Genomic DNA, 26,961 nt, shown 5'->3' with positions numbered 1-26,961 from the left:
GATCATGGCACTCGCATCCTACAACCCGACCCCGCCGTTTCGCATCGGCACCGGCTATGACTGCCACCGGCTGGTCGAGGGCCGCAAGCTGATCGTCGGCGGCGTGACCATCCCGCACCGGCTCGGCCTGTTCGGCCACTCGGACGCCGACGTCCTGCTGCACGCGATCATCGACGCGCTGCTGGGCGCGGCCGCCCCGGGCGACATCGGCAAGCATTTCCCCGACACCGACCCCATGTTCGCAGGCGCCGATTCGCGCGTGCTGCTGCGCGAGGCGGCCAACCGCGTGCTCGCCACCGGCTACACCATCGGCAACGTCGACGCCACCATCATTGCCCAGCAGCCGAAGATGGCGCCGCACATCCCGCAAATGGTCTCGCGCATCGCCGAAGACCTGGGCGTGTCGCCGCAGCAGGTGAATGTCAAGGCCAAGACCAACGAGAAGCTGGGTTACCTGGGGCGGGAAGAGGGCATGGCGGCCGAGGCCGTGGCTTTGTTGATCAAGGCCGCGTAGCTGGCGCTGCGCCATCCATTCTTCCGAAGCCTTGCGACCCCGGCTTGCGTAGGCTGGGCTCTCGCGCCCACGCTACATGAGTCTGCTAGTCCGGAACGTTTTCCTGGACAGCCGCGTTCTACAGCCCGACCACTTCCTGCATGGTCCGGGCAAGATCCTGGGCCATGCCAGCGGGCCGGCCCGGACCGAACTCCCGTCGCACATCACCGCCGTCCAGCAGCCACAGATCCCAGACGACATCGGTCGCCATCTGCGTCGGCAGCGGGTTGCTGCTCGCCCAGATGCGGGCGGTCAGTTGCGACAGCGCCGACGATTGCGCGGCGGACAAGCGCCCCGTGACGCGCTCGAGCACGCCGTGCTTGCCCATGCTGCGGTCGAGGCGAGCCAGCATGCGCGTTGCTTCTCCGCGATCCAGGTCGACCGCGTACCAGGTCGACACCTGGCTGTTGACCGCGCCGTACGACAGCACGGCTCCTCGCCGGGGCAGGGGAGAAGGCAGGCTCGGCATGACACAGGGTTTGCACACATTGCGCTTGGCGGGAGCAACTACAGGCTCGGGCGCCGGCGCGGGCCACGCCCCGACAGGACTGCCCCCCAGGACCACGGCAAGCAGTGCTGCTCGTTGCGGCAGGCGCATGACCATCCTTTCGTTCCGATCCGCTTCCGCGGAACATGATTCTTCCCACCTCCAGGCGCAGCCCGGCGGCTGGGTGTCAATAGAGGGAGTCACGCTGGCGCTGCGGCAAGGCACGGTCGTAGCTGTCGCCGTCGAAGCCTGCAGTCAGTTCCGCCAGCATCTTGCCAGGCGTCGGAACCTTCGACCTGTCGTGCTCGTCCACGTGCCAGAGCCGCGAGCGCAGGATCGCGCGCGCGCACTGGAAGAATACCTTCTCGACGGCGACGCGCAGCACGCAGATCGGCCGCTTGCCCTCCACCGCGAACGAATCAAGCAGGTCCGGCGCGACGCTGATTTCCGCTTGGCCGCGCACCCGCAGGGTTTCCCCTACACCCGGGATCAGGAAGAGCAAGCCGATGCGTGGGTCCGCAATCAGGTTGCGCAGGCTGTCGATGCGGTTGTTGCCGCGCCGCTCGGGCAGCAGCAGGGTGTGTTCGTCGACGATGCGCACCAGGTGACCCGCGTCGCCCCGGGGCGACACGTCCAGGCCTTGCGGCCCGCTGGTTGACAGCAGGGCAAAGCGCGCCTGTTCGATCCAGCGCGCATACACCGGATGCAGACGGTCGGTTTCCTTGGCGATGGATGGGGGAGCGACCGGGCCGAACAGTGACTCGAGCGCGGCAAGGTCGGTGATCAAATGGCTGGACATGGGCGGCACCGGGAGACGGTGGAATCGAAGGACTACGCAAGAGTACACCAGATGGCATGCCAGGGCGGACGGGGCGCTAGCGCGCTTGAAGGTGAGCTTGTATCCGCTATCAGCGCTGGCAAGGCTGCTGCCCGCCTTCAACGAACCGGCGCAACTGTAGTGATGGTTAACTGTAGTCTACTTTAGGTTACCATATTGGCAGAAACTACTGATAACCTGCAGGATTTTACCTGGATCTATATGAAGAAATGTCTCGCCGCTGCGGCGCTGTTCGCCTGTGTGCTCGCAAGCGCAACGGCTGCCGAACCCGCTCCATTGAAGCGATCCTATGCCGCGAAGTTCGACCGCGCTGTGAACCTGATCGACGAATATCACGGCGATGGCGAAGCGCTGGTAGCGGTGCGGAAGGAACTGGAAGAGGTACTGAGGGTATATCCTCGCTATGCTCCCGCATACCGGGAGATGGCAAGGTATTTCATGCTGGAAGGCCACTTGCATTCACTGCGTTTCAAGCCGGGTGCACTGGAGGCAGCCGACGCGGCACTGCAGAAAGCAATCAGCATTCGTCCCCATTATGCCGAAGCGTTCGTGCTATACGGGCATCTCTACAAGCTGATGGGGCGACACCAGGACGCGCTAGCTGCACTGGCAAAGGCGGAAAAACTAGGTACCACTGATCCATGGCTGGAGAACAACTGGGCCGACTTGCTCAATGACGAAGAAAAGTATGAAGACGCAGCGGTACGCTATCGGCGCGTGCTCGCTAGCGGGACACGCAACACCAAGGCCATGAGCGCCGCACTGGTGGGCATGACCACGTATTACCTCAACATCGGAAATCTCGACGAGGCTGATGCGATGTACAGGAAGCGCATTGCATTCCGTCCGCATATGGCTTGGACCCACGGCGATTACGCGCAATTCCTGCTGTGTTGGAAAGCCGATTTCGAAGGCGCCATCATTCACGGGCGCCAGGCACTCGACATCATGGACTACGGCGCTGGCCGTTATTGGCTCGCTGCCGCCCTGTACCGGAAATGGGCGCAGGCTCCCGAGGATATCGAAACGGGCGGAAGCGCTTTTGCACAGGCCCAGGATCTCTATCCTGATCTAACGAGCATCGTCCGCAATGCCGAGAGCTGCCCCACGCTTGCCGTGGTGGCCGCTGCGCTCGAGCGCGCCAGGCCTGCCGCCGACACGACGAGCATGCCTGAATAGGTTCCAGTCTGGCCGGACAGTCGGATTGCCACGGCCGGTCCGGCCACAACGCGCATGAAACGTACAACCGGATCAAGTCGGTTGGCACCCATCGGCCGCCAGGCCGAGCTTCGGCGCGGTTCCAGATGCCGAATCCGCCCAGGCGTTTCAGCGACTAAAAATCGTTGCCACGAGAATTCGATAGTTTTGCAAGAGAAACTATCGAGTATGATGCTGCTCCCGCATCATCCTGGCCATCCCGCGTCCGGGAATGCATCATTCCACGATACCGATGCCAGCCCTGAAATTTGTCGCAGCACTCCTCCTTGGCGCAGCATTGCTGGGCTGCGACCGGCCCGCGCCGCCGCCGAAGACCGCCGATGAGACGGCCCGCGCGAACCTGGTCACCCACGTCGCCGGCCTGCAAACCCGCGCGACCCGCTATGAACCGCGTTACTGCGACGAGGGCGCAACCGACGAGGCGACGCGCAACTGTCACGCCGATGTGATGGAAGACCGGGGCGGCGCCGACAGGAAGCTTGGCCTGACGACCTTCTCGTGCAGCGTCGAGCCGGAAGGGCGCTGCCGCTTTGTCGCCTCTGTCGATGGCGAAGACGCGGTGCCGCGCCAGGTGGCGGCGACCCCGACCTGTGCCGACTCCCTGCACCCCCAGCTCACCGTCGAGGTACCGGGCCTCGGCGGGGTGACGGTATCGGAGTACCTCTCGCGCGATACGGCGGACCAGTCCTGGGTCAATGCCTCCTTCACGCTGCAGGACCCGGCCTTGCGCCCGACCGAAAGCCAGGTGACGGCGGCGCTCGAACACCTCGCCGGCAGGATAGGCGAGACCTGCCGCTCGTATCGCATGACACGCTCGAAGCTGTTCCTGTATCCCGCAGGCGTGACGGCGGGGGAGAGCGGCAACTGGATCGCGCGCATGGAAGAAGATGGCGAGCGCAAGATCGACCTGAACCGGCGCCTTCTCAAGGACGAGCGCGGCGACCGTTATGCCTGCGTGGACGCGAAAGAGCCGGGGATCGGATCGACCGACGGGACGAAGCTGCCGCCGGTGCGCCAGCGCGAGATCATCGGCACCTGGGTGACCTTCGGCTTCAACCTCACCACCAGTCTCGAACGCGTGGGCGGCAAGGTGTACAAGGTGGACCGCAGCGCCTATTGCGCCAGCGGCGACCGTGGCGAGCTGCTGCGGGCGCGCTCGAACGGGCGCTATGCCGTCATCGGCAGCGCCCATGGCGACTACTACCAGGTCACCGCGTCGGGCGACCTGGGCGTGTTCGACCGTGCCGGCAGCATCGACACGCTGCCGAAGCACTTTGCCCTGTATCCGGCGCCGGCGCCGCAGTAAGCCGGCTGCCGGCAGCGCGCCACGGCGCGTTTCACGATCATCGAAAGCTCACCATGAAATCCATCACCACATCGGCCGTCATGCTTGCATTGGCAGCGGCGTCGCTCCCTTCCGGCGCGCAGGCATCCCCACTCGAATTCGGCGCGCAGGCATCCCCAGTGGGAAAATGGCTCGCCAATACCTTCGACAAATCGAACCAGTGCAGCGAAGGACACGCCTACGTCGCCAAGGGCGTGATGAAGTCGGCGCTGGAGCGCACCCGCATCGAGCCGGAAGACACGATCGCGTCGTTCTGCGCCGCTGTCCGGCAAGAGGCGGGCACCCTGCGCGCCAGTTGTTTCGACACCTGTGAAGCGGACTTCGCCGCCGCGTTCGACAGCCGCAAACAGGGACAGCAGGAGGCCGAGCGCGAGCGCATCGCGCAGGCCGAGCGCGCACGGACGGCGGAACTGGAAAAGCAACAGGCCATCGCGCAAAGGCATGCCGACCTGAAGTCGGGCCGCGTCAAGCCGGATAACCTCGAGGAAGCGGCGATCGTGCATGGCGCCCGTCCGGGCGACGGCATCGTCAGCTCGCCCAAGCTCAGGCCCGACGGCGCGCTGTACTACCTGCACGGACGCATCAAGCATGCCGACGCCAGGCCGGTGTTCTTTGCCGTGCCGACGATGTCGCAGGTCGACCAGATGAACCTTGCCGTGTACAACCTGCGCGGCATCGGCCGCCAGCTGAACGTCCCCGAGAGCACGGACTATTTCAAGGTGCTGGTACCGAAGGCCTTGCAGGAAGCGTACTTTGCCAACGCGCGCATCGAAGGCGGCTTCGATCTCGTAGGCCGCTATTCGGCCATTACCACGTACAGGAATGCCCTTGGCCAGGAAAAGACCGGGCCGGTATTCGAGGTCGTGTACTTCAAGCCCTGGTGAACGACGGGGCGCCTGGCCAGGCGCCGGCCATCAGTGGGCAGCGAAATCGTGCTCGATGGCCCCGGACTTGTTCTTGCCGACCTGGATCGTCGTCACGTACTCGGGGAAGCCCGGATTGACGACGCGGATCGTGTGCTTGCCCGGCGTGAGCACGATCTGTTTCAGCGGCGGCGAGACGCCACGCGGTTTGCCGTCGACGTACAGGGTGCCCCAGGGCTTGATGCGCAGTTTGTAGCTCGCGCTCACCGGCGCGGCCGGACGCCTGGCGTCCGCCTTCTGCGCCGCGCTCGGGGACGTGTCCTCCAACATCGCCAGTTCCGTGTTCAACACGGTCGTGACCGGAGCCGAGCCGGCGACTGCGGGCGAGGCCGTCGCCGCTGGTGTGTTCGCAGCGGCGCCGCCATTCCCGCCGGGGATCGCGGCCGCAGGCGCGCTTGCAGCTGCCACGCCGTCGACCGGCATCGGACTTGCCACGCCAGCGACCGCCGAGCCGTGGGCAGCGCCCGGCGTCGGTGCTGCGCTGTCCGGGGCCGCCTCCGCGTCCGCCAGGGGCGCTGCGGCCGCGGCCGGCGTGGCCGGGTCAGGAGCGGGCGCCGCCACGGGCGGGCGGGGCTGCGGTTGCGCCAGCACGAACGTATCCCCGCGCGAGGATTCCACCAGCGCATACAGGCCCGCGGCACCGATGGCCAGCAGGCCCGCCGCGCCGGCGCCCGGGGAACAGGCGGCGCCGGTCGGGCGCGGGAGTGAAATTCGGTACGGCCTGGACTGGCGCCGTCTCCGGTGTCGCCGCTGGCGCGACCTGGTCGCTCAGCCGCCGAGCTGGCGTCGCCTTGTCGCTGGTAGCCGGCGCGCTCTCCGGCGTGGCTGGCGCCTCGGCCTGGGTGGCGGCCGGGGCCGGGGCCGGGGCCGGGCTCGGCGGCGGGGCGCTCGTACCTCGCGGAGCCAGCGGTCCGCCCGATGCAATGCCCAGCAGCGCGCGGAAGGCGTCGATCGTCTGCGGACGGTCCTGCGCCATCACCGCCAGGCCCTTGTCGATGGCGGCCAGCAGCGCCGCGCCATAGCCCGCCGGCGCCTGCACCCCCAGGGGCACGATCGGATCGTTGATCATGCGGCCGATCGAGGTCGCCGGCGGCGTCTTCGTGATCGCGAAATACAGCACCGCCGACAGCGCGTACAGGTCCGTGTAGGGGCCCTGTTCGAGCGAGGCGTCGCCCGCATACTGTTCGACTGGCGCGTAGCCTGGCTTGAGGATGACGGTCAGCCCGCGCGTCGCGTCGCCGATGATCTGGCGCGCCGAGCCGAAGTCGAGCAGCACGGCGTCGCCGTTTTCCTGCACGATGATGTTGTCGGGCGAGATGTCGCGGTGCAGGATGCGCATCGTGTAGAGCATGTCGAGCGCGCCCAGGATCTGCTCCGTCACCCGCCGGCACCAGGCTTCGTCGACCAGCTCCGGGCTGTTCGTGACGATGTCCTTGACCGTGCGGCCATCGTAGAACTTCATCGCCGTATAGGCCGTGTTGTTCTGCTCCCAGAAGCGGTAGACCTTCACCAGTGCGGGGTGGTCGAACTGGGCCAGGATGCGCGCCTCGTTGATGAAGCTTTTCAGGCCGAGCCGGAAGGTCTCCTGGTGGCGCTCCGAGCGCAGGGAGACAGCGTCGCCGGCGGCGCGCATCGTCAGCGCGCCCGGCATGTATTCCTTGATCGCGACGGTGCGCTGCAGCGCGTGGTCATAGGCCACATAGACGATGCCGAAGCCGCCTTCGCCCAGCACGCCCGTGATCTCGAAGTCGGACAGGCGGGTGCCGATCGGGAGGCAGTTTTCCGATCCGGCGTTGATGTGCCGCGCGGCTGTGCTGCGCGTGTCTGCGTTCATGTAATGAGTTCCTGTCATCGCACGCGGATCGCGTACGCTGAGTAATTGTCGCGTTTGCCGCCCGACCGGACCGCTGCATTGTCGGCGATGGCGCATAGCGCCGCCAGCCAGGCCTGGCTGTCGCTTGCCGCGGCAAGTGCCTGCTCCATCTCGTGCTCGAGCACCCATTCCCACAGGCCGTCGGTGCAGACCAGGAAGGCGTCGCCGTCCACGAGGTCGACCGCCGTTTCGGTCGCGCTGGCGGCGCTTTCGCCCTCGGTGCCGACGGCGGCGAGCAGGATGTTGCGTTGCGGGTGGACGCGCAGCTGGTCGGCCCGCGCATAGCCGGCGTCGATCAGTTGCTGGGTCAGGCTGTGGTCGCGCGTGACGGCATGCACGCGCCCGCCGCGAAACAGGTAGAGCCGGGTGTCGCCCGTGTGCGCCCACACGGCACGCGCATTGGCTCCGTCGACCAGCAGCGCCGCCACCGTGGTGCTCATGTCGGCCAGTTCAGGCTTGCCACGGCGCGCCAGCGCCAGCTGCCGGGAGGCGTGTTCCACATAGGAGAGCAGGGCGCGGGGGACCAAAGGACGCTTCGGCGTCGAACCTGGCCAGCAGCGCGTCGACCACCACGCGCGAGGCGATCTCGCCGCCGTGATGGCCGCCGGCGCCGTCGGCGACGACGAAGCAGCGCAAGCCGTCGCGCTGGGCCAGGCCGATGTGATCCTGGTTGGACGAGCGCATGCCGATCTCGCTGATCGCTGCGTACTCGAGCTGGACTGGTTTATTTGGCGGGGACGACATGTGCGTTGGCGCGTGACGCGGGTGCGCGGTTGACGGTGAGATGGGCACCGGGATGAGCGTTCACGCGCTCGATTTCGGCCTCGTAGGCCTCGAGGAACGCCGGACCGAACAACTGGTCCTGGGATTCGCCGGCCACGGCCGCATGCTGCCCGGCATAGGCCTGCCACATGCCGGCTTCGCGCCGCCATGGCAGCAGTTTGTCGAGCAGCGAGGGGGCGCCGAGGCCACTGTCGATATGGGTCGGCTTCAGGCGCGCCAGCATCGCCTGCATGCCGGTGCGCACGCCGGCGACGACGCCCATCTGGTGCGCCCGCAAGTCGAGGTAGGCGTCTTCCAGCGATTCGAGCGGCTCCATAAAGCCGGGCATCTTCTTGCGCAGCATCTGCGTCAGCACGGTCTGGCTGTCGCTGAAAAACTTGAGCGGATTATTGTTGCGCACGACAACCATCGTCACGTCCGCCTTCACTTCCTGCCTGACCAGCGAGCGCAGGGCCAGCAGGTCGATCGTGCCCTGGATCGAGGTAGCCATCAGCTTGCCGATGGTTTCCATCATCTGCGGCGTCAGCTCGGCCGAAATGGCGTCGGGCGCGATGCCGGCGCCGCGCAGGAAGGCCTCTTTCAGCGCCTGCAATTCGTTCGAGGCAATCGGCGCGGCGTGCGCCCCGATCAGGTACACCCCGATCCTGATCTGGTCGCCGGGACCGATGGGCGCATCCTGGCCACGCGCCAGTTCCTCGCCGTTCACGGACAGCGGCATGGCGTCGCTCAGGTTGACGATGCGGTGGCGCGTACCGTCATGCCAGAGCGCCGCCTGGGTGCGTGCGACTTCATGGCGCGCATCGGGCAGGACGAAGAAATTGTCCTCACCACGCCCGAGCGTCAGGCGCTCGCGGCCGAAGAGCGCGGCCAACGGCGCCGCCGGCGCTGCGTTGTCGTAAGAAGCGACTTCAAGTTTGAGCATGGCAAGGTGGGCGGAGCGCCCCGATGTTTATTTGCAGCAATAATGCCAGATTTGCGGGGGAAAAGCACCTTTCGCGAGGGGCGGCGGCCCGGACGTTGGTCGCGTCGTCTCTTTGGTGGCTGGGCTACCACACTCGCTTCCGCGGCCCGGCAATTGTGGAGTGCGTGCCAGGTGTTGGCAGCGCCATGCGCCGATGCCAGCCCCATGTGGTGCGCTACCAGGGCGTTCGCATGCCCATGGCCCATCCCGTGCTCGCTTTTCAGCCATGCGAGCAGCTGCATATGCTTCTGCTCGCCCCTCTGCCGCAGCAGCGCGAGCCAGTATGCGATGGGATGGCCATACTTCTGCTCGATGGACGGAAAACAGGATGCCGGGCCTTTCGCTTTTGTGTCGCTCATTGTTCGCTCCATGGATGATCGAAGAACTGTCGAACGCGCCCGATGAGGCGAACGAGGCCATCCCAGCCGTCCACAACGGCCGCTCCATGCCTGGGATCGTCCAGTTCGGCTTCTTCGAGCGTCCATTCGCCACGTCCGAACTGGCAGTAGTAGCACGCGGTGGTGTCGGGGGCCGCCAGCATGCTTGCCACATCGTTGCTAGAATCCTCATTTCGATCCGCGCCCGCCGGCGCGCGGCGCTCACCTCCACGACCATGACCACCCACACCGACATGTCTCCGCGCGCCGCCTGGCTCCTGATCCTGTCCGCCAGCGCGATCCTGATGATCACGATGGGCGCGCGCCTGACCACGGGCCTGTTTCTCTCGCCGCTCAACAGCGCGACCGGCCTGGGCGTGGCCACCATCAGCTTCGCGCTGGCGGTCGGCCAGTTCATGTGGGGCGCCTCGCAGCCCGTCTTCGGCGCGATCGCCGACAAATACGGCCCGGCGCGCGTGATCGTGCTCGGGGCGCTGCTGCTGGCCGGCGGCCTGGCGGCCACGCCTTTCGTCAGTTCCGAATGGGGCTTGCTGCTCACCATGGGCGTGCTCTCGGCGGCAGGGGCGGGGCGGGGAGTTTCTCGATCCTGATCGGTGCCACCGCCCAGCGCCTGCCCCCAAGCCGTCGTCCCTTCGCGTCCGGCTTCATCAATGCCGGCGGCTCGTTCGGCCAGTTCGTGTTTTCGCCGCTGATGCAGTTCCTCATCGCGGGGCCGGGCTGGATCGTCGCCATGTTCACGATGGCCGCCACCACCTTGCTGACCATCCCGCTGGCCTGGCTGATGAAAGGGCGGAGGGCGGCCGCGGGAAGCGTCGCCGCCGCGGGCGCCGCGCCGATTGCTGGCATCGGCCTGACCCAGCAATTGCGCGAGGCGCTGCGCGACCGCAGCTACCTGTTCCTGCATGCGGGCTTTTTCACCTGCGGCTTCCACATTGCCTTCCTGGTCACCCACCTGCCAGGCGAAGTGGCACTGTGCGGCCTGCCGGTGGGCGTGGCCGGCACCGCGCTGGGCCTCATCGGCCTGTTCAACATTGCCGGCAGCCTTGCCGCCGGAGCGCTATCGACGCGCTACCGGATGAAGAACCTGCTGGCGCTGATGTACTTTGCCCGCGCCGTGATCATCGCCCTGTATCTGCTGGCGCCGAAGACGGCGCTCACCTTCTACGTGCTGGCCGCGGCGCTCGGCTTTACCTGGCTGGCCACGGTGCCGCCCACCGCCGGCCTGGTGGGCAAGCTGTTCGGTACGCGCTACCTGGCCACGCTGTTCGGCCTGACGCTGCTGTCGCACCAGGTTGGCGGCTTCTTCGGCGCCTGGCTGGGCGGCCTGTCCTTCGTGCGCTTTGGCGACTACAGCTGGATGTGGTACGCCGACATCGCCCTGGCGCTGGCCGCCGCCGCGATCAACCTGCCGATCCGCGAGGCGCCGGTGCCGCGCGGCGTGGCGCCGGCGGCGAAGGCCTGAGGTGGCGCGCGACCCCCGGGCCTACCGAGAGGTGGCCGTGCACTCGGTGCCGGACCCGCGCAGCGGGCGCTTGCGCATCGCGCCGATGCCCGGGCAGGCCTTCGCGCCGACGATGCGGGTGCAGTGCGCGCGCCCCCTGAGCGACCCCGAACAATATCCGCCCGGTACCCGCTTCCTGCTCCGCGCCAAGCTCACCGACCGCCTCGGCGGCACGCCTTTCCTCTACGCCCGGCATGGCGACGCGGTACAGGTATTGAGCGCGGCGCAGGCGCGCAAGTTCCTGGCAGCCTTCCGGCGCGGGCGCATCTGAGCGGGAGCCGCGCGCGCCATGCCTGCCGCACTCGTTAGTATGGACACTTCCCGATCGCACAAGGAAAGGAATTCCCATGGCAACGAGAAAAATCGCAATCGTCGTAGGCAGCCTGCGCAAGGAGTCGTTCAGCAGGAAGCTCGCCAGGGCCATGATGGAGATGGCGCCGGCAGGGCTCGAGATGGAGATCGTCGAGATCCGCGACCTGCCGCTGTATAACGAGGACGACGAGACCGCCTCGCCGCCGCCGGCCTTTACCGCTTTCCGCGACCGTATCCGCGCGGCCGACGCCATCCTGTTCGTCACGCCCGAGTACAACCGGTCGATCCCGGCGGCGCTGAAGAACGCGATCGATGTCGGTTCGCGTCCCTACGGCAAGGCTGCCTGGACCGGCAAGCCCTGCGCCATCGTCAGCCAGTCGCCCGGGGCGCTGGGCGGCTTCGGTGCCAACCACCACCTGCGCCAGACGCTGCCCTTCCTGAACATGCCGGCCATGCCCGCGCCGGAAGCCTATCTCGGCGGCATCGCGGCCAAGTTCGATGGCGAGCGGCTGGCCGACGAGTCGCTGCGCGGCTTCCTGCAGAGCTTCGTCGACAGCTTTGCCGCCTGGATCGAGCGCCATGCCGCCTGACAGGGGGCGTCCGTGCCGCGCCGGGCAATCCTGCGTGCATGATTCTGACGGAAACATGAGCGAGCGGAAGCCGATGGCGGGAGGGTGATGCCGCGGGGCAAGCTGGGCCGCTGGGCTCGCACTTTTGATCTAGCGCAAACGTTTATGGCCGTGCTCCCCTAGCCTTGAGGCTTCGCGCGAAAACGCTTGAACCCGCCAGCTTGCCGCTACCGGGCTCTACCGTTTCCGGGCGAATTCCCCGGCGGCGGCGGTGCGCAGTTTGCCTTGCCCTGCCGGGACACACTTACAACCTTTTCCCATGAACGAGGCACGCATGTATCCATTTTCCCAATCGGTTAACCCGGCAGTGCGCACCCACCTGGACGCGCAAACGGCTTTCGTGAACGACATGTCGAAGTCCCTGTTCCAATCCTTCCAGCAGATGTGCGACCTGAACATCAAGCTGGCCCAGACGATGCTCGAGGAAACGACGCTGGCAAGCCAGCAGCTCCTCACCGCCGACCGCCAGACCGAGCTGCTCAGCGCAGCCGCGTCGCGCGCCCAGCCCGCCAGCGAGAAGCTGCGCGCCTACCAGCAGCACATCTCGCGCCTGGCCGCCGATGCCCAGGTCGAACTGGCGCGCGTGACCGAGCAGCACGCCCAGAACACGGCCCGCACGGCCCGTGCGCTGGCCGACGAGGTTGCACGTACCACCAGTGAAGAGGCCGAGCGCGGCCTGCGCAAGCAGCAGGAAATCGTCCAGCAGTTCGTCGATCCGTTCACCGGCCGCGGCAACGGGCACGCGCAGGCCGGCGGCAACGGCAACGGCAACGGCAACGGTCACGCCCAGTCGCAGGGCAACGGCGGCATCGGCGTCGGTTCGCAGGGCGCAAACTCCGGCCAGTCGCCAGGCGGCTTGAGCTCGCGCGGCGAAAGCAGCCAGGCCGGCAGGGCATCGCATAACGCTTGAGCAGCCACCGGAGGGGGGGGGCGTCCCGGCCTAGTTTGCAGCACCCTCCCTCCCGTCGGTGCCGCTCTCGTCCCCATCCTGGCGCTCCCGGTCCAGCTCGGCTTTCATGGCCGCCACGTCGGCCATGAATTCGTCGACGCTGCCGTCGGGGGTGGCCCGCATGTCCGGCGGCAGCAGCACCGACATGTAGAGTTCGTCGGCAAGGCGGCCATTGCGCTGTTCATTGCTGATCAACACCAGTCCGGAACCGAGCACGGCGAGCGCGGCGCACATCACCGCAAAGCGGCGCCGCGGCTCGGGTTTGACGGTGGTCAGGTGGAAGTACACCATCCCGGCCACCAGCAGGATCGCCACGTGCGAACCATAGCGCGTGAACACCTCGATCGACCAGGCATAGCCGAGCGCGCTCGATAGCAGCCGGAACAGCATGAGCGCGGCGATGCCGCAGCCGAATATGAACAAATGCCGCCCGAGGCGCGCATGGCGGCCGAACAGGCGGTTGCCGAAGGCCCACAGGCCGCTCCACACCAGCGCCGCGCCCATGCCATAGGCCAGGGCCAGCAGGTAGCGGAAGGGACGATAGGCCTGGGTGTCGGCCAGCCACATCGTGAACAAGGCCACCAGCGCCACCAGCACCGTGCCGGCCAGGCCGGGCAGGGCGCCCTCCCAGCCGTGCATGGTACGGTCGAGCAGTTCGGCAGGCACGGGAAAATCGGCGGCGCGGATGCGCAGGCTGGTATGGCCGAGCCGGACCACGGTGTTGCCGTCGACCGGCAGCGATGTGCGCCGCGTCCTCCCATGCACGACGCCGTTGCGGGTGCCGAGGTCGCGCAGCACCAGGCCGCCATCCTCGCCCAGTTCCACCATCGCGTGGCGCGGTGCCGCGTAGGCATCGTCGAGGATGTAGTCGTTGTCGTAGCCGCGGCCGATCCGGATCGGCAGGCGGTCGACCCGGTGACGGTGCAGCACGTCGCCGTTGCGCGCAAGGGTTTCGATGAACCAGGGGCCCGTCATAGTTTCCCGCTGCGCCCGAGCGCGCTGAGGAAAGCACGCGTGACGCGCATGCCGTTGTCGAAGGACACGCCGGCCACGTCCAGGCGGCTCTGCAGGCTGGCCTGGGGGTTGTCGGTGCTGGCGGTCAGCAGCGTGAAGTTGTACAGGCCGGGAACTTGCGGTAGGCGCGCACGCAGGTCACGGCGCGCAGGGGCAGCGTGTTCGTGCGCACGAAACGCTCCCGGCACAGTGGTCCGGTGAGCCGGGTGTCGCGCGTGCTGCCCAGGCGGTCGAGGCCGAATTCGCTGCTGGCCAGCGCGGCGAAGCGCAGTGGATGCAGGGTGGCCGAGCGCAGGTACTGGTGCGTCATCGACACGTGCCCCGTCTGTTGGGTGTCCGATACATAGATCGCCGATTCCATCGCGCAGCTCATCGTGTCCGAGCTATAGCTGGCCTCGGCCTTCACGTTCGAACGGCCCCAGCAGCGTACCTGGCCCGACTCGCGCACGGGCACCCGGTACGGCCCCATGTTCTTGATCGAGAGCGGGGTATCGAGCAGCCTCCCCACCATGGCGCGCTGGTGCGCCAGCAGTTGCTGGGCAATCAGGGGATTGAAGTCCTTCGGCGGCGGGCCTCCCCCGACGACCCGGCGCAGCAGTTCCTGCGCATACTTGACCGGCACCAGGAAGCTGACCGCCTCGCCGTCGCGCCGCTTCGAGACGTTGATGCCGGCCACCGTGCCGCCGGCGGTCACGCTGGGCCCGCCGCTCATGCCGGAATTGATCGGGCCGCTGAAGATGAGCTGGTCGTAGAAGCTGCGGCTGACCACGCCGTTATAGGCCCCTTCGGATATCGCGAAGCCGAGGTCGAGCGGGTTGCCGAGCGAATACAAATCCTGGCCCTGGGTGAGCTTGACGGGTTTGTCGGGCACGATGAAAAAGCCGCTGCCGTTGCGGTTCACGCGCAGCACCGCCAGGTCGTGCAGCACGTCGACCGCCATCAGTTCGACCGGACCATGCCTGCCGTCGGTGTCGACGTATTCGCCGACATACACGCCCGGATCGAGCGCCATCTGCGACACCACGTGGTAGTTGGTGATGACGAGATTGCTGGTGCCGACCAGAAACCCCGAACCCACTGTCGACTGGGTACGCCCGTTTCTCAGCAGCATGCGGATTTGCAGCAGGTCGGCCTGGGCCGACGAATACAGCTGCTGGGCGCTCGATGAGGGCGGCGGCAGGGTGGTGGTCTCGTCGGTTTCGCCGGGGCCGGGCGCCGACGGGGTGGTGGCCGGCGGCGCCGCGGGCGGCGTCACCAGCGGCGGGACGGGCGGCGTGGCCGCCTTGTCCTGCCCGGCGACGGTGCCGAAGTGCGCTCCAGCCCCGCGGCCGGTTTGCCGGCGGGCGGCGCGGCGGCCGCTGCAACAAGAGGGAGCGACAGGCAAAGCGCGAGGCAGGGGGCCGGGAACCGCCTGGGGCGGAACGGCAAGCACCGCAGGAAGAATCGCGCCAGGCGCCACAGCGCGGCATGCGCCAGGCAACGCGGCCAGGACAGCCGCAGGCAGAAGGGAAGCTCAGGCGGCAGGGACGGAACGGCTCGTTTCATGGCGGCGAAGGAGCACGCGGCCCGTCCTTGCCCGGGCCGCCATGCCCACGTTGATCGTCAGCGGATGGCAGTAGATGACTACCATCTTGCCACCACCCTAGTTTGTCTGCAGAACGTTACAGTTCGCCATCTTCGGCAACGGCATCCAGCTGCGCCGTCATCATGTGGCCCAGCTTGGCCTGCTTGGTGTTCAGGTAGCCGTTGTTGAAGGCGTTGCGGTTCACCAGCAGCGGCACGCGCTCGGTCACGGCAATGCCCAGGCGGGTGAGGGCGTCGATCTTGCGCGGGTTGTTGGTCATCAGCTTGACCTGCCTGATGCCGAACTGTTCCAGCATCGGGCGGCACAGCTCGTAGTTGCGGGCATCGGCGTGGAAGCCCAGCTGCAGGTTGGCTTCGACCGTGTCGGCGCCGGCTTCCTGCAGGCGGTAGGCGCGGATCTTGTTCACCAGGCCGATGCCGCGGCCCTCCTGGCGCAGGTAAAGCAGGACGCCGCGGCCCTCGGCGGCGATGCGCTTGAGCGCGCCCTCGAGCTGGGCGCCGCAATCGCAGCGCTGCGAGAACAGCACGTCGCCGGTCAGGCATTCCGAATGCACGCGTGCCAATACCGGCTCGCCGTTGCCGATGTCGCCCAGCGCCATCGCCAGGTGCTCCTTGCCGGCCGGGCCATAGCCCGGCCCATGCTCGACGAAGGCGTGCAGCGTGAACTGGGCCCAGGGCGTGGGCAGCGCGCAGGAAGTGACGTAGTCGAGCAGGGGAGCGGTGGCGGGCGTGGTGTCGGACATGCTGTGGTGGCGTGCGGATGGTTGTAACGCGTAAGTATACGGGAAATCGGCCTTGGCCGTGTGCGTCGGGAAAACCGGCCGGCCATGCGCCGCGCAGGAACGCGCCTTGATCGCGGGAGCGCGCCTGCCGCGCCAGGTGCTGCAGAGGACTGATTCACCTCGGCAATTGAGGAGGCGAGCGCCCCGTGCTACGCTTGTCGCATTGCCACCAGCCAGCTTCCATGAACCACATACCGCACGAAGTCGCTCCGCCGCAGGATGGGCGCACCGCCCCCGAGACGGCGCCGCAGGGCAAGCCCCGCCACAGTCTCGGTACCTGGCTGGCCCTGGCGTTTTCGCTGCTGTCGATCTTCCTGACCGTGCTGCTGGTCGAGGTGATCGACGTGGCGGCCACCCGCGAAGTCGAGGCCAGCATCGGCAACGGCCTGCGCGACCTGGCCGTGCAGGCCGCCGATAAGCTCGACCGCGGCATGTACGAACGCTACCGCGAGGTGCGCCTGCTGGCGCAGCGGCGCGACCTGGCGCCCGGGAATGCCGATCTGGCCTCGCGCCGCGCCGTGCTCGACAGCATCCAGCAATCCTACGGTTTCTACGACTGGATCGGCATGGCCGGGCTCGACGGGCGGGTGCAGGTTGCCGGCCGCGGGTTGCTGGAGGGCGCCAACGTCGCGCAGCGTCCCCGGTACCGCAATGCGCTGCAGGGCGTGAATGTCGGCGACGTGCACGAGGCGGTGCTGCTGGCCAAGCTGCTGCCGCGCCGGGCAACGAGCCGCGTCGCTTCGTCGATGTCGCCTTTCCCTACCAGGATGCCGACGGCCGCACCGCCGGCGTGCTCGGCGTGCACCTGTCCCGGCAATGGGCGCGCGCCGTCGAGCGCTCGGTGATCGCGCCGCTGGCCAAGCGTGGCCACGTCGATGCCCTGATCATCGGCAGCAACGGCACCGTGCTGCTGGGCCCGCCAGGGCTGCAGGGCAAGACCTTGACCTGCCCAGCCTGCGCCTGGCGCAGCACCGGAAACCGGGCACCTGGTCGAGCGCTGGCCGGACGGTACCTCCTACCTCGTCGGTTTCGGGCGCAGCAAGGGTTTCGATTCCTATCCCGGCCTGGGCTGGACGGTGCTGGTGCGCCAGACCCAGCAAGAAGCCTATACGCCGGCACGCGCGCTGCGCCAGCGTGCCCTGGTCAGCGGCATCCTGCTCGCGGTCCTGTTCTCGATCGTCGGCGTGGTGCTGGCGCGCTACATCACCCGTCCACTCGGGCGCCTGGTGGGCGAGGCCGAGCGCATCCGCAGCGGCGAAAGCCTGCGCATGGCCTCGGGCCGCGGCAGCTATGTCGAGGTGGCGACGCTGTCGGACACCCTGAACGCCCTGCTGACCGACCTGGCCCAGCGCCGCCATGAACTGAAGAACGTGAATGCGACGCTGGAGGCGCGCGTCGAGGCGCGCACCCGCGAACTCGAGCGTGCGCTGGCCTCGGTGCGCGCAAGCGAACAGCGCATCAACGCCATCGTCGAAGCCGCCCAGGACGCCTTCGTCGGCGTCGACCTGCGCGGCCTCGTCACCGACTGGAACAGCGCGGCCGAGCAGATGTTCGGCTGGGAGCGCAGCGAGGTGCTCGGCTGGCCGATGGCCGAGCTGCTCATCCCCGAGCGTTTCCGCCCCAGCGCCCACAAGGCCATCGACGCCGTGCGCAGCACCGGTTCCAGCCCGCTGTTCGACCAGCACGTCGAACGCATCGTCATCAACCGCTATGGCGTCGAGTTTCCGATCGAGATGACGGCCGGCCTGGTCAGCAGCGGCGAGGGCGCCTTCCTCGCTGTCTTCCTGCGCGATATCTCCGAACGCAAGAAGGTCGAGCGCATGAAAAGCGAGTTCGTGGCCACCGTCTCTCACGAACTGCGCACGCCGCTGACCTCGATCCGGGCCTCGCTGTCGATGCTCTCCGACGGCATCGCCGGCGAGCTGCCGCCGGATATTGCCAGCCTGGTGCAGATCGCCAACGAGAGCTGCGAACGCCTGGTGCGCCTGGTGAACGACGTGCTCGACCTGCAGAAGATCGAAGCGGGCGGCATGCACTTCGAACGCCACGCCCAGCCGCTGTTGCCGGTGGCGCGCCAGGCGCTCGACAGCATGCGCGCCTATGCCGACCAGATGGGCGTGGCCCTGCGGCTCGAAGGCGACGACGGCGCGCGCACGCTCGCCGCCGCGATCGACCGCGACCGCCTGGTGCAGGTGCTGACCAACCTGCTGTCGAACGCGATCAAGTTCACGCCGCGCGGCGCCACCGTCACGCTGTCGCTGGCGCCGCACGGCAACTGCGCGCGGCTGGCCGTGCGCGACCAGGGGCCGGGCATTCCCGAGGCCTTCCGGCCGCGCGTCTTCCAGCGCTTCGCCCAGGCCGATGGTGCCGATACGCGCCAGAAGGGCGGGACCGGGCTCGGCCTGTCGATCAGCAAGAGCCTGGTGGAAGAACATGGCGGCACGATCAGCTTCGAGACCGCGCCAGGCGCAGGCACGACCTTCCTGGTCGACCTTCCGCGCGCGCAAGCGTGAGGCTCACAAGCGATCGGCAGGAGCGATGGGCGAATGTGCCGCCGTGTGCCGCACGCCATTCAATCAACAAGGATGTCATGAAAACCAGGATCGTCACCTGCCTGTTCGCGGTCTTGCTCGCGCTGTTTCATATGCCGTCGCACGCGGTCGACTGCGAGGCCGAATACCAGCGTCACCTCGCAACTGAGCTCAGCTTGTCCTACGAAGAGTTCGACCAGACCCTCGGCAAGGGCATGCGGCCGCTGGCGAACGCCGGTTGCGCCAAGGAGGCGGCCGACCTGATCCTCGCTTATATGGAAAAGAACAAGGACAATCGCAATTCCCTGGTCTGGCACGTGGCCCAGCAACGGGCGCTACAGGACGACAGGCCGCAGGCGATCAGGTACGCGAAACTGTCGCTGCTCGATACCGAGGACTTCAGCAGAAGTCCTTGCGCTGGAACGCCTTCGTATTGGCCACCATCGCCTTTCTGGAAAAGGACAGACCGTCCTTCGACCGCCACGCGCAACAGGTGCGCGATGCGCGCGACACCTATTTTGGCAACGCACTGAACGCCAAGCTGCTGGACAAGCTCGCGCTCAACTTCGAGAAGAACTACAAGGACGCGGCTGCCGAAACGGACTAATTAAGAGCGGGAGGGCGGCGCCCGTTACAACCTCGTACACGGGACTGCCGGTGTGGAACCATCGGACCCGCAATATTGGGGCGCATTCCCTCCTTAATATGAGGGAATACGCCCCAAGTTTTTGGAAAAAATGCGACACATTGAATTGTTTTTGAATTATCTGGCCGTTACATTGTGTGATTGTTTCCGTGCGTTAATATCTCTGATTTCACAAATTGCATGCCGGGAGAGCGTATTGAACCGGCCTTTTCACGAATCACAGGGCTATCCGGCCGCGAAAGTGGAATTTCACACTATTCGTTGAAATGTGACACGGCGCCCTGTCAGAAGCATCTCGGCATGCCATTTTTCGAAATGCAATGAATGAACCATAGCCAACAAAGCTTGGACTGTGGAAATTTGCATGTGTACAATAACCGGCTTGTTGGTTCAGTCATCTTTTCCTGTCGCTTGCTCTGCAATGGTTCGCTGGTGAAAGTAGTACATAGAAAAAGACCAGCATATCTTCCATTCTGTTAGCCCTAGCGTCACCGGAAAAACAATGTCTGTCACCCTGTTTCGGGCGATGAAGCTGCTTGGCTTCGCCGCCGTACTTCCCATTTTCGTCTCTGCCTGCGCCAATATGGAGCCAGGCATGCGCATCGACGTGGACCGCGTGCCGAGCACGCATTCCGCACCGATGCCCGATCCCGTCATCAAGCTGATCACCCCAGAGCTGATCCAGAGCGAGCGCGCGGCCAGGCAGCAGAATGCCGACCAGCGCGTGCAAGCCCTGTTCGCCGATGCCCGCCCCTACGTGATCGGGCCGGGCGACCTGCTATCGGTCCTGGTGTGGAACCACCCTGAACTCAATATCGCCGCAACGGGCGCCCAAGCGCTGTCGAGCTCTGGCGCCCAGTCGCCGGCAGCCTTTGTCGTCGATAGCCAGGGCATCATCCAGTTTCCCTTCGTCGGCCCGATCAAGGTGGCCGGCATGACCGAGCTGGAAGCACGCAGCCTGCTGTCGAAGCGCCTGATCGAGTCGATCAAGAACCCCGACCTGACGCTGCGCGTGCTGTCCTACCGCAGCAAGCGGGTCTATATCGACGGCGACGTCAAGATCCCGGGCAGCCAGGCAATCGACGACGTGCCGATGACCCTGTTCGAAGGCGTGAGCCGTGCCGGTGGCTTCCTGCCGACCGCCGACCAGAGCCAGGTGATCGTGGCACGCAAGGGCGTGTCCTATCCGGTCAATGTGCCGGAACTCGTGCGCCAGGGCGCGGACATGACACGTCTGATGCTGGCCTCGGGCGACGTGGTACGCGTGCCCAGCCGCGACGAGAACAAGGTGTATGTGCTGGGGGAAGTGAACCGCCCGGCCGCATTGACCATGCATAACGGCAAGCTGACGCTGGCGGCAGCCCTGGGTGAGGCCGGCGGCCTGAACCAGCTGAGCAGCGCCGCACGCCAGGTGTACGTGATCCGTGGCGCCAACCTGTCCGAACCAGTGGTCTACAACCTCGACGCCAGTTCGCCGGTGGCGCTGGCCATGGCAGAAGGCTTCGAGCTCGACCCGCGCGACGTGGTGTATGTCGACGCCGCCGGCCTGGCGCGCTACAACCGCATCGTCAACCTGATCCTGCCAACCGCGGCGACGGCGGCGAGCTCCGTGGGGCAGATCAACCGATGAACAATATTCTGGTGGTTTGTATTGGCAATATTTGCCGGAGTCCGATGGCGGAGGCTTATCTACAAGCAAAGTTGCCCGGTTCCCGCGTCACGTCATCAGGTGTAGGTGCTCTCGAAGGGCGATCTGCAGATCCAAATGCGGTGCAGTTGATGAGTGAGGAGCTGATTGACATACGCGGTCATGTCGCTAGGCAAATTAGCGTCCTGGACGTGTCCCAAGCGGATTTAATTCTTGTGATGGATAAAGAGCAGAAACGTTGGATCGAATCTCGATTCACGTCTGCGAGAGGTAAGGTTTTCCGGATTTGCGAGCAGCAGGAGATCGATGTGCCCGACCCATATCGTGAAGGGATTGAAAGCTTCAGGCACGCACTGCAGCTGATCAAAATCGGCGCGGACGTATGGGCGAAAAATATTAAGAAAATGAGTTGATCTGACGGCTCTGCTTACTCACTGGTGAAAAACTCTATGAATCAATCAGCCTCAACAACTATCTTGAAAAATCCAGAGAGCACACGTGATGATGCTGCACTGGATATTGCTTCGTATATTGATGCAATCATCGACAACCGTGGGCGCATAATCGTCGTTGCCGCATTGGTAGTTGCACTCGCTATCTTTTATACCTTCGTAGCGACGCCAATATACCAGGCGAATATGCTGATTCAGGTCGAGGATAGTGCAGGATCGCCAGCTAATATGTTCGGGGATCTGGCTGGGGCTTTTGATATGAAGTCAGCTGCAACAGCGGAGATCGAAATCCTTCGATCACGCACGGTTGTTGGCCGCGCGGTCGAAAACGCTCAGCTCTACCTCTCGCTGCAGCCGAAGCGCGTACCGCTGTTGGGTGACTGGATTGCACGCGGAAGTGAAACACCTAGTAAGCCTGGATTTTTAGGTCTGGATGGCTATACATGGGGCGGAGAGTCCGCAACAGTAACGGCATTCAAGGTCCCTGAATCGCTGGAAGGGGAAGACTTCCTGATCACAGCGATGACTGTGAACCGATACAAGCTGGAATCGAGCAAGCGAGGTCTCGCCATCATCGGCGTCGTTGGCGCGCCCTTGTCCGCAAAGACCGAATTTGGCCAAATCGAATTGACTGTGGCGTCACTAGTTGCGCAGCCAGGCGCTCAGTTCGTCATATCGCGTGCCCCAATGCTAGAAACCGTGGAGACTCTGCAGCGTTCACTTTCGATCGCAGAGCGCGGAAAGCAGTCCGGAATCATCGGGATCGCCTTGGACGGTGTCGATCAAAAGCTTATTGTGCGGACGTTGAATGAGATCGGTATGGAGTATACAAGCCAAAATATTGATCGCAAGTCCGAGGAGGCGCAAAAATCGCTGACTTTTCTAGAGGCTCAACTCCCTCGTATGAAGGAGAGTTTAGAGTCGGCAGAAACGAAATATAACGAGCTAAGAAACAGCCGTGGTACGGTGGACCTATCGGAAGAAGCGAAATCCATCCTTCAGCAGTCAGTCGCGAATCAAGTCAAACTAAGCGAATTGAGGCAGAAGCGGGAAGAATTGCTTGTGCACTATCAGCCAGCAAATCCAATTGTTCGAGGAGTGGAGGAGCAGATTGGCTCGTTGAGCCGTGAAATCGAGGCCGTCAATTCGAAGATTCGAAAAATGCCAGCGATTGAGCAGGATGTCGTTCGGCTAACGAGAGACATCAAGGTCAATACGGATCTGTATACTGCTCTGCTGAACAGCGCCCAACAGCTGAAGTTGGTTAAAGCGAGTAAGGTTGGAAATGCGCGGGTACTGGACGAGGCAGTAATTCCCCGCGAACCGATCCGACCTAGGAAGTCGTATATTATTGCTGGCGCTGCGATCGCGGGAGTGATGCTTGGCGTTATGTATGCTCTGGCGAGGAAACTCCTATTCGGTGGCATTGAGGATCCGCACGAGCTCGAACAGCATCTTGGTTTGACCGTTAGCGCCGCGATCCCTCATAGCGCGCAGCAAAGCTCCACGAGCCTACAAATCAAGGCTAGCGCGCGCAAACTACCGGTACTCGCTGAAGAGGACGCGACTGAACTCGCGATTGAAAGTTTACGAAGCTTCAGAACGTCTCTTCAGTTTTTGATGTTGTCTGCTCACAATAAGGTGGTGATGATTTCCGGTCCCACACCAGGGGTTGGCAAATCTTTTGTCTCCGTCAATTTAGCGGCGGTCCTGGCCTCTACCGGAAAACGAGTATTACTTATTGACGCTGACATTCGACGAGGATATTTGCAAAGGTATTTTGGTCTGGAGCGTCAGAATGGTCTTTCCGACGTTCTTTCTAACAGGATCCCATTGGAAAGTGCCGTGCATCGCGAAGTTCTGGGTAATCTTGACTTTATCTCGACAGGAATCTTACCCTTGCGTCCTGCAGAACTGCTTGAGCACGCGAATCTTGCATCCGTATTTGCTGCGGTCGAGGATAGTTATGATTTCATTGTTGTTGATACTGCCCCAATATTGGCCGTAACTGATGCTTTAATCATTGCGCCTTACGCGGGCACGGTCATCAATATTGTCCGCAGCAAAGTGACCTCGGTAGGGGAAATCGAAGAAACGCAAAAACGCGTCGCGCTTGTCGGCGCAAAGGTATCGAGCTGGATATTCAATGACTTGCGCCATTCTGAGCGACGGTTCGGTACCAGGATGCGCCATGGTAAATATCGATACGCCAACTATAAGTATTAAGAAGTGATGAAATATTTTGCTCGGCCGTTTTCTGCCCTGCTGTTGAATCGTAGAGCAATAGCGGCCGTGGTCATCTTGTGGCTAGGCGCCATTCTGGGCGCATTGGCGAGCTTTTCCTCGCAAGTGATGATAGCGCGTGCGCTGACGCCTGCTGAGTTTGGAGTGTTTGCATCTGCTCTCGCCTTGGTCACTGCGATATCGCCGCTTGCTGGATTCGGCCAGCATACCTACCTCGTTAAAGTCTCTGGTCAAGGTCCGAGTTACTTAGCGAATAAGTTAGCGGATAGCCTCAGTTTCGTCATCGCAAGTACAGCAGTGAGCTGCACGATTCTTGTGTTGGCTGCAACGGCGTTGTCGGCCGGCGGCTACTCATTGGTTGTTTCTCTCGTGTTGGGGTCGATCGTTGTTGCGTCTGCTACAAACGACCTGGTTAGTTTGAGATTGATATTGGCTGAGCGTCATACTGAACTTTCGGTTTGGAATTCGCTCCCTCATCTCGCGAGGCTCGTCGCAGTTGGGGTAGTTATTCTGCTAGCACCATCAGTCAACGCAATGCATTTTGCTATTGCCTACTCTTTGGTGGCGGTAATGCTGGTTGCTATGAGTTGCAAGCCGATCTCGAAGCTTGCAGCCTCCGTGCGTTCGAATGTCGAAAAAGACTATGCCGGAAGTGCCATGCCCATCTGGCGAAGGATTTTATCCGTTGCGCATGTTGCGTGGCCTTATGGTGTCGAGCCCTTTATCTACATGGTTTATTTCCAAGCGGCGATCGTCATAATTTCTCAATTATCGGGTTCGCACCAGGCGGGTGTGTTTGCCGCGTCCGTTACTGTACTCTCGGCTGCATATCTTCTTCCAACCGTAATCTACCAAAAGTTTTTGATACCAAAATTTCACCGGCTCCGCCATTTTGATATGCAAACATTGGTGACCCTTTATCGAAACGGGATCAAGCTGATGTTGATCTTTGGAATCGTAGTGGGCGCTCTTGTGGGTTTTATTTGCCCATTGATCATGCCCTTGTTATTTGGTAATTCTTATCTCGAGTCCGCGTCTTTAATGCTTCTTCTTGCACTGTGTGTCCCCGCAAGGTACCTGTCGACCGCTTTTGGCGCGGCATTTCTGGACAGGGGTCAGATGAGAGATCGAGCGGCCTGTTTCACAGCTGCCGCCGTTGTTGTGGCCATAACCACGGCAGCGTTCGCTAGTAAGTACGGAGCAGTTGCAGGCGTCGCCGCAACTATTCTTGGCGAGTACGTGATACTGATTGCGTTTATCCACCGCGCGCTGAAATCCCAGTTGCTGAGTAAAGGTCCAACGACGGGCAAACAAATAAACGAAATACGATGTGGAGAAGTAACATGACCAAACCACTTTCGGTAGCGTTTGCTGGCTATTATGGCATGCAGAATTTCGGGGACGACTTGTTCGCATACGCCTGCGTTGACGGTGCAAGGCGGTATTGGCCAGGAACTAGTGCCCGTGTAATTGGACCGCAGCTCGACTTCGACGCTCCCTCAGCATTACCCCGGATCCTTCCGCCAGAGCTATATTGTGCAAAGACCAAAACCGGCGGCCTGGTACGCGCTGCGGTTGTGTTGAAAGAGATCATTCATAACCAGATGGTTGTCTTCGGAGGAGGATCGCTTTTTGTTAACTCTGACTCTGGAGTCTTTCGCCTCTACAAGCATGCGTTGAAAATTGGTGGGATCCGACTTGCTGCAGTGGGGGTGTCGATCGGACCGTTCGATTCTCTCATCGCAGAGCGCCGAATGAAGACCTTCCTGTCCGCCTTTGAATTTCTGAGCGTGCGCGACCGTGTGTCTTACGAGGCAGGAATCGAAATGGGGCTGAGTACCACTGTCCTTGCCGCCGATCTCGCTGGCGCCGTTGCTGCTGATCGATTTGAAAGAAGTATTTTTCTCGCTAGAAGTGAATGCAAGGTCTTGGGAGTTTCGCTGTGTGAATTTCCTGGATCGGTGCGATCTCAAGTAAACGACCGGCTCATCAGTGAGATAGTTAGAACTGCTAAGAAGATAGGTTGTTCCGTTAAGATTTTTAGTCTGAATAACCATGCAAACGACGGCGACGATAAGCTGGCATCAATGTTAAAGATGCGCCTGGTTGAGGCCAAGGTTGATTGTGTTATCAGTTACAACAATAGACAAGGTGTTGAGGCATCGCTTCGGGAAATTGCAGCGTGTGCATGGTTCGTGAGTGTGCGGCTTCATGGTGCAATAGCCGCCTATCTAAGCGGCGTGCCTTTTGTTCTGCTTGAGTATCACCGGAAATGCAGCGACTTTCTCGATGACATCGGGCAGTCCGTGAGCTTAAGGCTCAATGCTGAAAGTAACGCTACAGACATTTGTAACGCATTGGAGCATCTCAGCTCAACAGGAAATCTACCGAGTATGGCTGTCTCAGAATACCGGTTGCAGGCACAACGGAACTTTACAGCTGCTCCGTGGATTGCGACGAACAAATGATGAAAAATACAGTTTCGATAACGGTCGTGATCCCATGCTATAACTGCGTAGACACAATTGGTCGCGCAGTCACCTCTGTGTTAGAACAGACGGTATTGCCTGAGCAAATCATCTTGATCGATGACCGAAGTACTGATCAGACCTACGATGTGATAACGGCAATTTCGCTCGCTCATTCGTCGGTAAAAGTTTTACAGAACCCGGTCAACGGTGGTGCTTCAGTTGCCAGAAATTACGGCTGGAGCGAGGTCGCAACAAAATATGTGGCATTTCTTGACGCAGATGATTGTTGGCATCCGAAGAAGATCGAAGTTCAATTTAACTTGATGGAGCAGATTCCGAACGTCGCCTTTTCGGGCCATCTCGTGTCCGTGATGACGCAGGTTCAGCGAACAGCTTCAGAATTATCTGAAAAAAAGGGTATCGAATTAATCGGTGCAAGAAAACTCTTATTGCGAAACTGTTTTGCAACGTCTTCAGTTATGTTGAAGAAGGACTTGCCCGTGCGCTTCGATGCTGAGAAGCGTCGTTCGGAAGACTACTTGCTCTGGTTGACGCTGCTGTTTTCTGGATTCGAGGCAGCCCTGATCCACCAACCGTTAGGAAGCAGATTCGCTGCCCCTTTCGGAGAAGCAGGCTTGAGCGGTAACTTGTTGAGCATGCAGGCTGCTGAGTTAGAGACGCTGAAGCGTTTGCGCAAGCAGAAATATATATCGGCAATCGAATTGTCGCTCGCAGTTACATTTTCGTGCTTGAAGTTGTTAAGACGGATAGCTGTCTCTGGTATCCGTAATCGTTTCCGGAAATTCTATGCGTAGCATA

27 protein-coding genes and 2 pseudogenes are annotated in these 26,961 nt (G+C 63.0%); 17 read left to right on the top strand and 12 right to left on the bottom strand.

The genetic code is table 11. From position 1 onward, the window contains the following. Positions 1 to 4 precede the first annotated feature (4 nt). On the top strand, positions 5 to 514 hold the full coding sequence (ispF, locus tag G4G31_RS20185) for a 2-C-methyl-D-erythritol 2,4-cyclodiphosphate synthase (protein ID WP_182989106.1): 510 nt from the start codon (positions 5 to 7) through the stop codon (positions 512 to 514). A 118-nt stretch (positions 515 to 632) separates the two neighbouring features. Here the strand turns inward: ispF and G4G31_RS20180 are convergent, their stop codons facing one another. Together G4G31_RS20180 and G4G31_RS20175 are read right to left on the bottom strand one after the other, a co-directional pair. Further along, the gene (locus G4G31_RS20180) at positions 633 to 983 is read right to left on the bottom strand and encodes a hypothetical protein (RefSeq protein ID WP_182989105.1); all 351 of its coding nucleotides are present in this window, start codon (positions 981 to 983) and stop codon (positions 633 to 635) included. A gap of 244 nt (positions 984 to 1,227) precedes the next feature. Then, positions 1,228 to 1,839 carry a pyridoxamine 5'-phosphate oxidase family protein gene (locus tag G4G31_RS20175; RefSeq protein ID WP_182989104.1) on the bottom strand — a complete coding sequence of 204 codons (612 nt, stop codon included), beginning with the start codon at positions 1,837 to 1,839 and terminating at the stop codon, positions 1,228 to 1,230. A 195-nt stretch (positions 1,840 to 2,034) separates the two neighbouring features. Between G4G31_RS20175 and G4G31_RS20170 the strand changes: the two genes are divergently transcribed. From G4G31_RS20170 to G4G31_RS20160, 3 genes are all read left to right on the top strand, one after another. Then, positions 2,035 to 3,057: a tetratricopeptide repeat protein gene (locus tag G4G31_RS20170; RefSeq protein WP_182989103.1), complete on the top strand. Its 1,023-nt coding sequence runs from the start codon at positions 2,035 to 2,037 to the stop codon at positions 3,055 to 3,057. Positions 3,058 to 3,328: 271 nt separating this feature from the next. Continuing rightward, entirely contained in the window at positions 3,329 to 4,402 is a 1,074-nt protein-coding gene (locus tag G4G31_RS20165) for a hypothetical protein (RefSeq protein WP_182989102.1), read from the top strand. Positions 4,403 to 4,455: 53 nt separating this feature from the next. Next, positions 4,456 to 5,325: a hypothetical protein gene (locus G4G31_RS20160; protein ID WP_182989101.1), complete on the top strand. Its 870-nt coding sequence runs from the start codon at positions 4,456 to 4,458 to the stop codon at positions 5,323 to 5,325. Between the two features lie 30 nt (positions 5,326 to 5,355). Here the strand turns inward: G4G31_RS20160 and G4G31_RS20155 are convergent, their stop codons facing one another. The 6 genes and pseudogenes from G4G31_RS20155 to G4G31_RS26970 form a co-directional block, all read right to left on the bottom strand. Then, positions 5,356 to 5,925, bottom strand: coding sequence for a PEGA domain-containing protein (locus G4G31_RS20155; protein WP_182989100.1), 570 nt, complete (start codon positions 5,923 to 5,925; stop codon positions 5,356 to 5,358). Beyond that, a complete protein-coding gene (locus G4G31_RS20150) occupies positions 5,906 to 7,198 on the bottom strand; it encodes a serine/threonine-protein kinase (protein WP_182989099.1) in 1,293 nt (430 codons plus the stop codon). Before G4G31_RS20150 ends, G4G31_RS20155 begins: the two co-directional genes overlap by 20 nt. 14 nt (positions 7,199 to 7,212) lie before the next feature. After that, positions 7,213 to 7,737 (bottom strand): PP2C family serine/threonine-protein phosphatase, encoded by a 525-nt coding sequence (locus G4G31_RS20145; RefSeq protein WP_182989098.1) that lies wholly within the window; start codon positions 7,735 to 7,737, stop codon positions 7,213 to 7,215. After that, positions 7,688 to 7,981: a protein phosphatase 2C domain-containing protein gene (locus G4G31_RS27755; RefSeq protein WP_182989097.1), complete on the bottom strand. Its 294-nt coding sequence runs from the start codon at positions 7,979 to 7,981 to the stop codon at positions 7,688 to 7,690. The genes G4G31_RS20145 and G4G31_RS27755 overlap by 50 nt, the downstream gene beginning before the upstream one ends. Continuing rightward, positions 7,962 to 8,942 carry a type VI secretion system-associated FHA domain protein TagH gene (gene tagH, locus G4G31_RS20135; RefSeq protein WP_229425144.1) on the bottom strand — a complete coding sequence of 327 codons (981 nt, stop codon included), beginning with the start codon at positions 8,940 to 8,942 and terminating at the stop codon, positions 7,962 to 7,964. The genes G4G31_RS27755 and tagH overlap by 20 nt, the downstream gene beginning before the upstream one ends. Positions 8,943 to 9,151: 209 nt before the next feature. Next, positions 9,152 to 9,340, bottom strand: a pseudogene (locus tag G4G31_RS26970) (DUF4287 domain-containing protein); the annotation flags it as partial. A 254-nt stretch (positions 9,341 to 9,594) separates the two neighbouring features. Between G4G31_RS26970 and G4G31_RS20125 the strand changes: the two are divergent. The 4 genes and pseudogenes from G4G31_RS20125 (at position 9,595) to G4G31_RS20110 (ending at position 12,731) form a co-directional block, all read left to right on the top strand. Further along, positions 9,595 to 10,841: pseudogene (locus G4G31_RS20125) on the top strand (MFS transporter). A 1-nt stretch (position 10,842) separates the two neighbouring features. Then, positions 10,843 to 11,151: a hypothetical protein gene (locus tag G4G31_RS20120; protein ID WP_182989095.1), complete on the top strand. Its 309-nt coding sequence runs from the start codon at positions 10,843 to 10,845 to the stop codon at positions 11,149 to 11,151. 76 nt (positions 11,152 to 11,227) lie between these two features. Continuing rightward, entirely contained in the window at positions 11,228 to 11,782 is a 555-nt protein-coding gene (locus G4G31_RS20115) for an NADPH-dependent FMN reductase (protein WP_182989094.1), read from the top strand. A gap of 298 nt (positions 11,783 to 12,080) precedes the next feature. Further along, entirely contained in the window at positions 12,081 to 12,731 is a 651-nt protein-coding gene (locus G4G31_RS20110) for a phasin family protein (RefSeq protein ID WP_229425143.1), read from the top strand. A 30-nt stretch (positions 12,732 to 12,761) separates the two neighbouring features. Here the strand turns inward: G4G31_RS20110 and G4G31_RS20105 are convergent, their stop codons facing one another. The 3 genes from G4G31_RS20105 to ribA all read right to left on the bottom strand — a co-directional run bounded on the left by G4G31_RS20105 (position 12,762) and on the right by ribA (position 16,111). Next, positions 12,762 to 13,745, bottom strand: coding sequence for an FHA domain-containing protein (locus G4G31_RS20105; RefSeq protein WP_182989093.1), 984 nt, complete (start codon positions 13,743 to 13,745; stop codon positions 12,762 to 12,764). Positions 13,746 to 13,869: 124 nt separating this feature from the next. Next, entirely contained in the window at positions 13,870 to 15,168 is a 1,299-nt protein-coding gene (locus G4G31_RS20100) for a serine protease (protein ID WP_308621777.1), read from the bottom strand. Between the two features lie 277 nt (positions 15,169 to 15,445). Beyond that, entirely contained in the window at positions 15,446 to 16,111 is a 666-nt protein-coding gene (gene ribA / locus G4G31_RS20095; protein WP_182989092.1) for a GTP cyclohydrolase II, read from the bottom strand. 221 nt (positions 16,112 to 16,332) lie between these two features. Between ribA and G4G31_RS26965 the strand changes: the two genes are divergently transcribed. Next, complete coding sequence (locus tag G4G31_RS26965) at positions 16,333 to 16,995, top strand: hypothetical protein (RefSeq protein WP_229425142.1); 663 nt, start codon at positions 16,333 to 16,335, stop codon at positions 16,993 to 16,995. Between the two features lie 231 nt (positions 16,996 to 17,226). Beyond that, complete coding sequence (locus G4G31_RS26960) at positions 17,227 to 18,663, top strand: ATP-binding protein (protein WP_229425141.1); 1,437 nt, start codon at positions 17,227 to 17,229, stop codon at positions 18,661 to 18,663. A 59-nt stretch (positions 18,664 to 18,722) separates the two neighbouring features. Here the strand turns inward: G4G31_RS26960 and G4G31_RS20085 are convergent, their stop codons facing one another. Further along, complete coding sequence (locus tag G4G31_RS20085) at positions 18,723 to 19,010, bottom strand: hypothetical protein (RefSeq protein WP_182989091.1); 288 nt, start codon at positions 19,008 to 19,010, stop codon at positions 18,723 to 18,725. 83 nt (positions 19,011 to 19,093) lie between these two features. Between G4G31_RS20085 and G4G31_RS20080 the strand changes: the two genes are divergently transcribed. The 7 genes from G4G31_RS20080 (at position 19,094) to G4G31_RS20050 (ending at position 26,957) form a co-directional block, all read left to right on the top strand. Then, positions 19,094 to 19,288, top strand: coding sequence for a hypothetical protein (locus G4G31_RS20080; protein ID WP_182989090.1), 195 nt, complete (start codon positions 19,094 to 19,096; stop codon positions 19,286 to 19,288). A 634-nt stretch (positions 19,289 to 19,922) separates the two neighbouring features. Beyond that, the gene (locus tag G4G31_RS20075; RefSeq protein ID WP_229425140.1) at positions 19,923 to 20,957 is read left to right on the top strand and encodes a polysaccharide biosynthesis/export family protein; all 1,035 of its coding nucleotides are present in this window, start codon (positions 19,923 to 19,925) and stop codon (positions 20,955 to 20,957) included. Next, the gene (locus G4G31_RS20070) at positions 20,954 to 21,388 is read left to right on the top strand and encodes a low molecular weight protein-tyrosine-phosphatase (RefSeq protein WP_182989088.1); all 435 of its coding nucleotides are present in this window, start codon (positions 20,954 to 20,956) and stop codon (positions 21,386 to 21,388) included. The genes G4G31_RS20075 and G4G31_RS20070 overlap by 4 nt, the downstream gene beginning before the upstream one ends. A gap of 36 nt (positions 21,389 to 21,424) precedes the next feature. Further along, the gene (locus G4G31_RS20065) at positions 21,425 to 23,653 is read left to right on the top strand and encodes a polysaccharide biosynthesis tyrosine autokinase (RefSeq protein ID WP_182989087.1); all 2,229 of its coding nucleotides are present in this window, start codon (positions 21,425 to 21,427) and stop codon (positions 23,651 to 23,653) included. 6 nt (positions 23,654 to 23,659) lie between these two features. Next, the gene (locus G4G31_RS20060) at positions 23,660 to 25,018 is read left to right on the top strand and encodes an oligosaccharide flippase family protein (RefSeq protein ID WP_182989086.1); all 1,359 of its coding nucleotides are present in this window, start codon (positions 23,660 to 23,662) and stop codon (positions 25,016 to 25,018) included. Continuing rightward, positions 25,015 to 26,139 carry a polysaccharide pyruvyl transferase family protein gene (locus G4G31_RS20055; protein ID WP_182989085.1) on the top strand — a complete coding sequence of 375 codons (1,125 nt, stop codon included), beginning with the start codon at positions 25,015 to 25,017 and terminating at the stop codon, positions 26,137 to 26,139. The genes G4G31_RS20060 and G4G31_RS20055 overlap by 4 nt, the downstream gene beginning before the upstream one ends. Beyond that, positions 26,139 to 26,957, top strand: coding sequence for a glycosyltransferase family 2 protein (locus G4G31_RS20050; RefSeq protein ID WP_182989084.1), 819 nt, complete (start codon positions 26,139 to 26,141; stop codon positions 26,955 to 26,957). Before G4G31_RS20055 ends, G4G31_RS20050 begins: the two co-directional genes overlap by 1 nt. The last annotated feature ends 4 nt before the right edge of the window (positions 26,958 to 26,961 follow it).

Origin of the sequence: Massilia sp. Se16.2.3 (assembly GCF_014171595.1) — a bacterium.
GTDB lineage: Bacteria > Pseudomonadota > Gammaproteobacteria > Burkholderiales > Burkholderiaceae_D > Telluria.
Note: the sequence above shows the minus strand (reverse complement) of the source record. Positions and strands in the feature narration are given on the sequence as shown.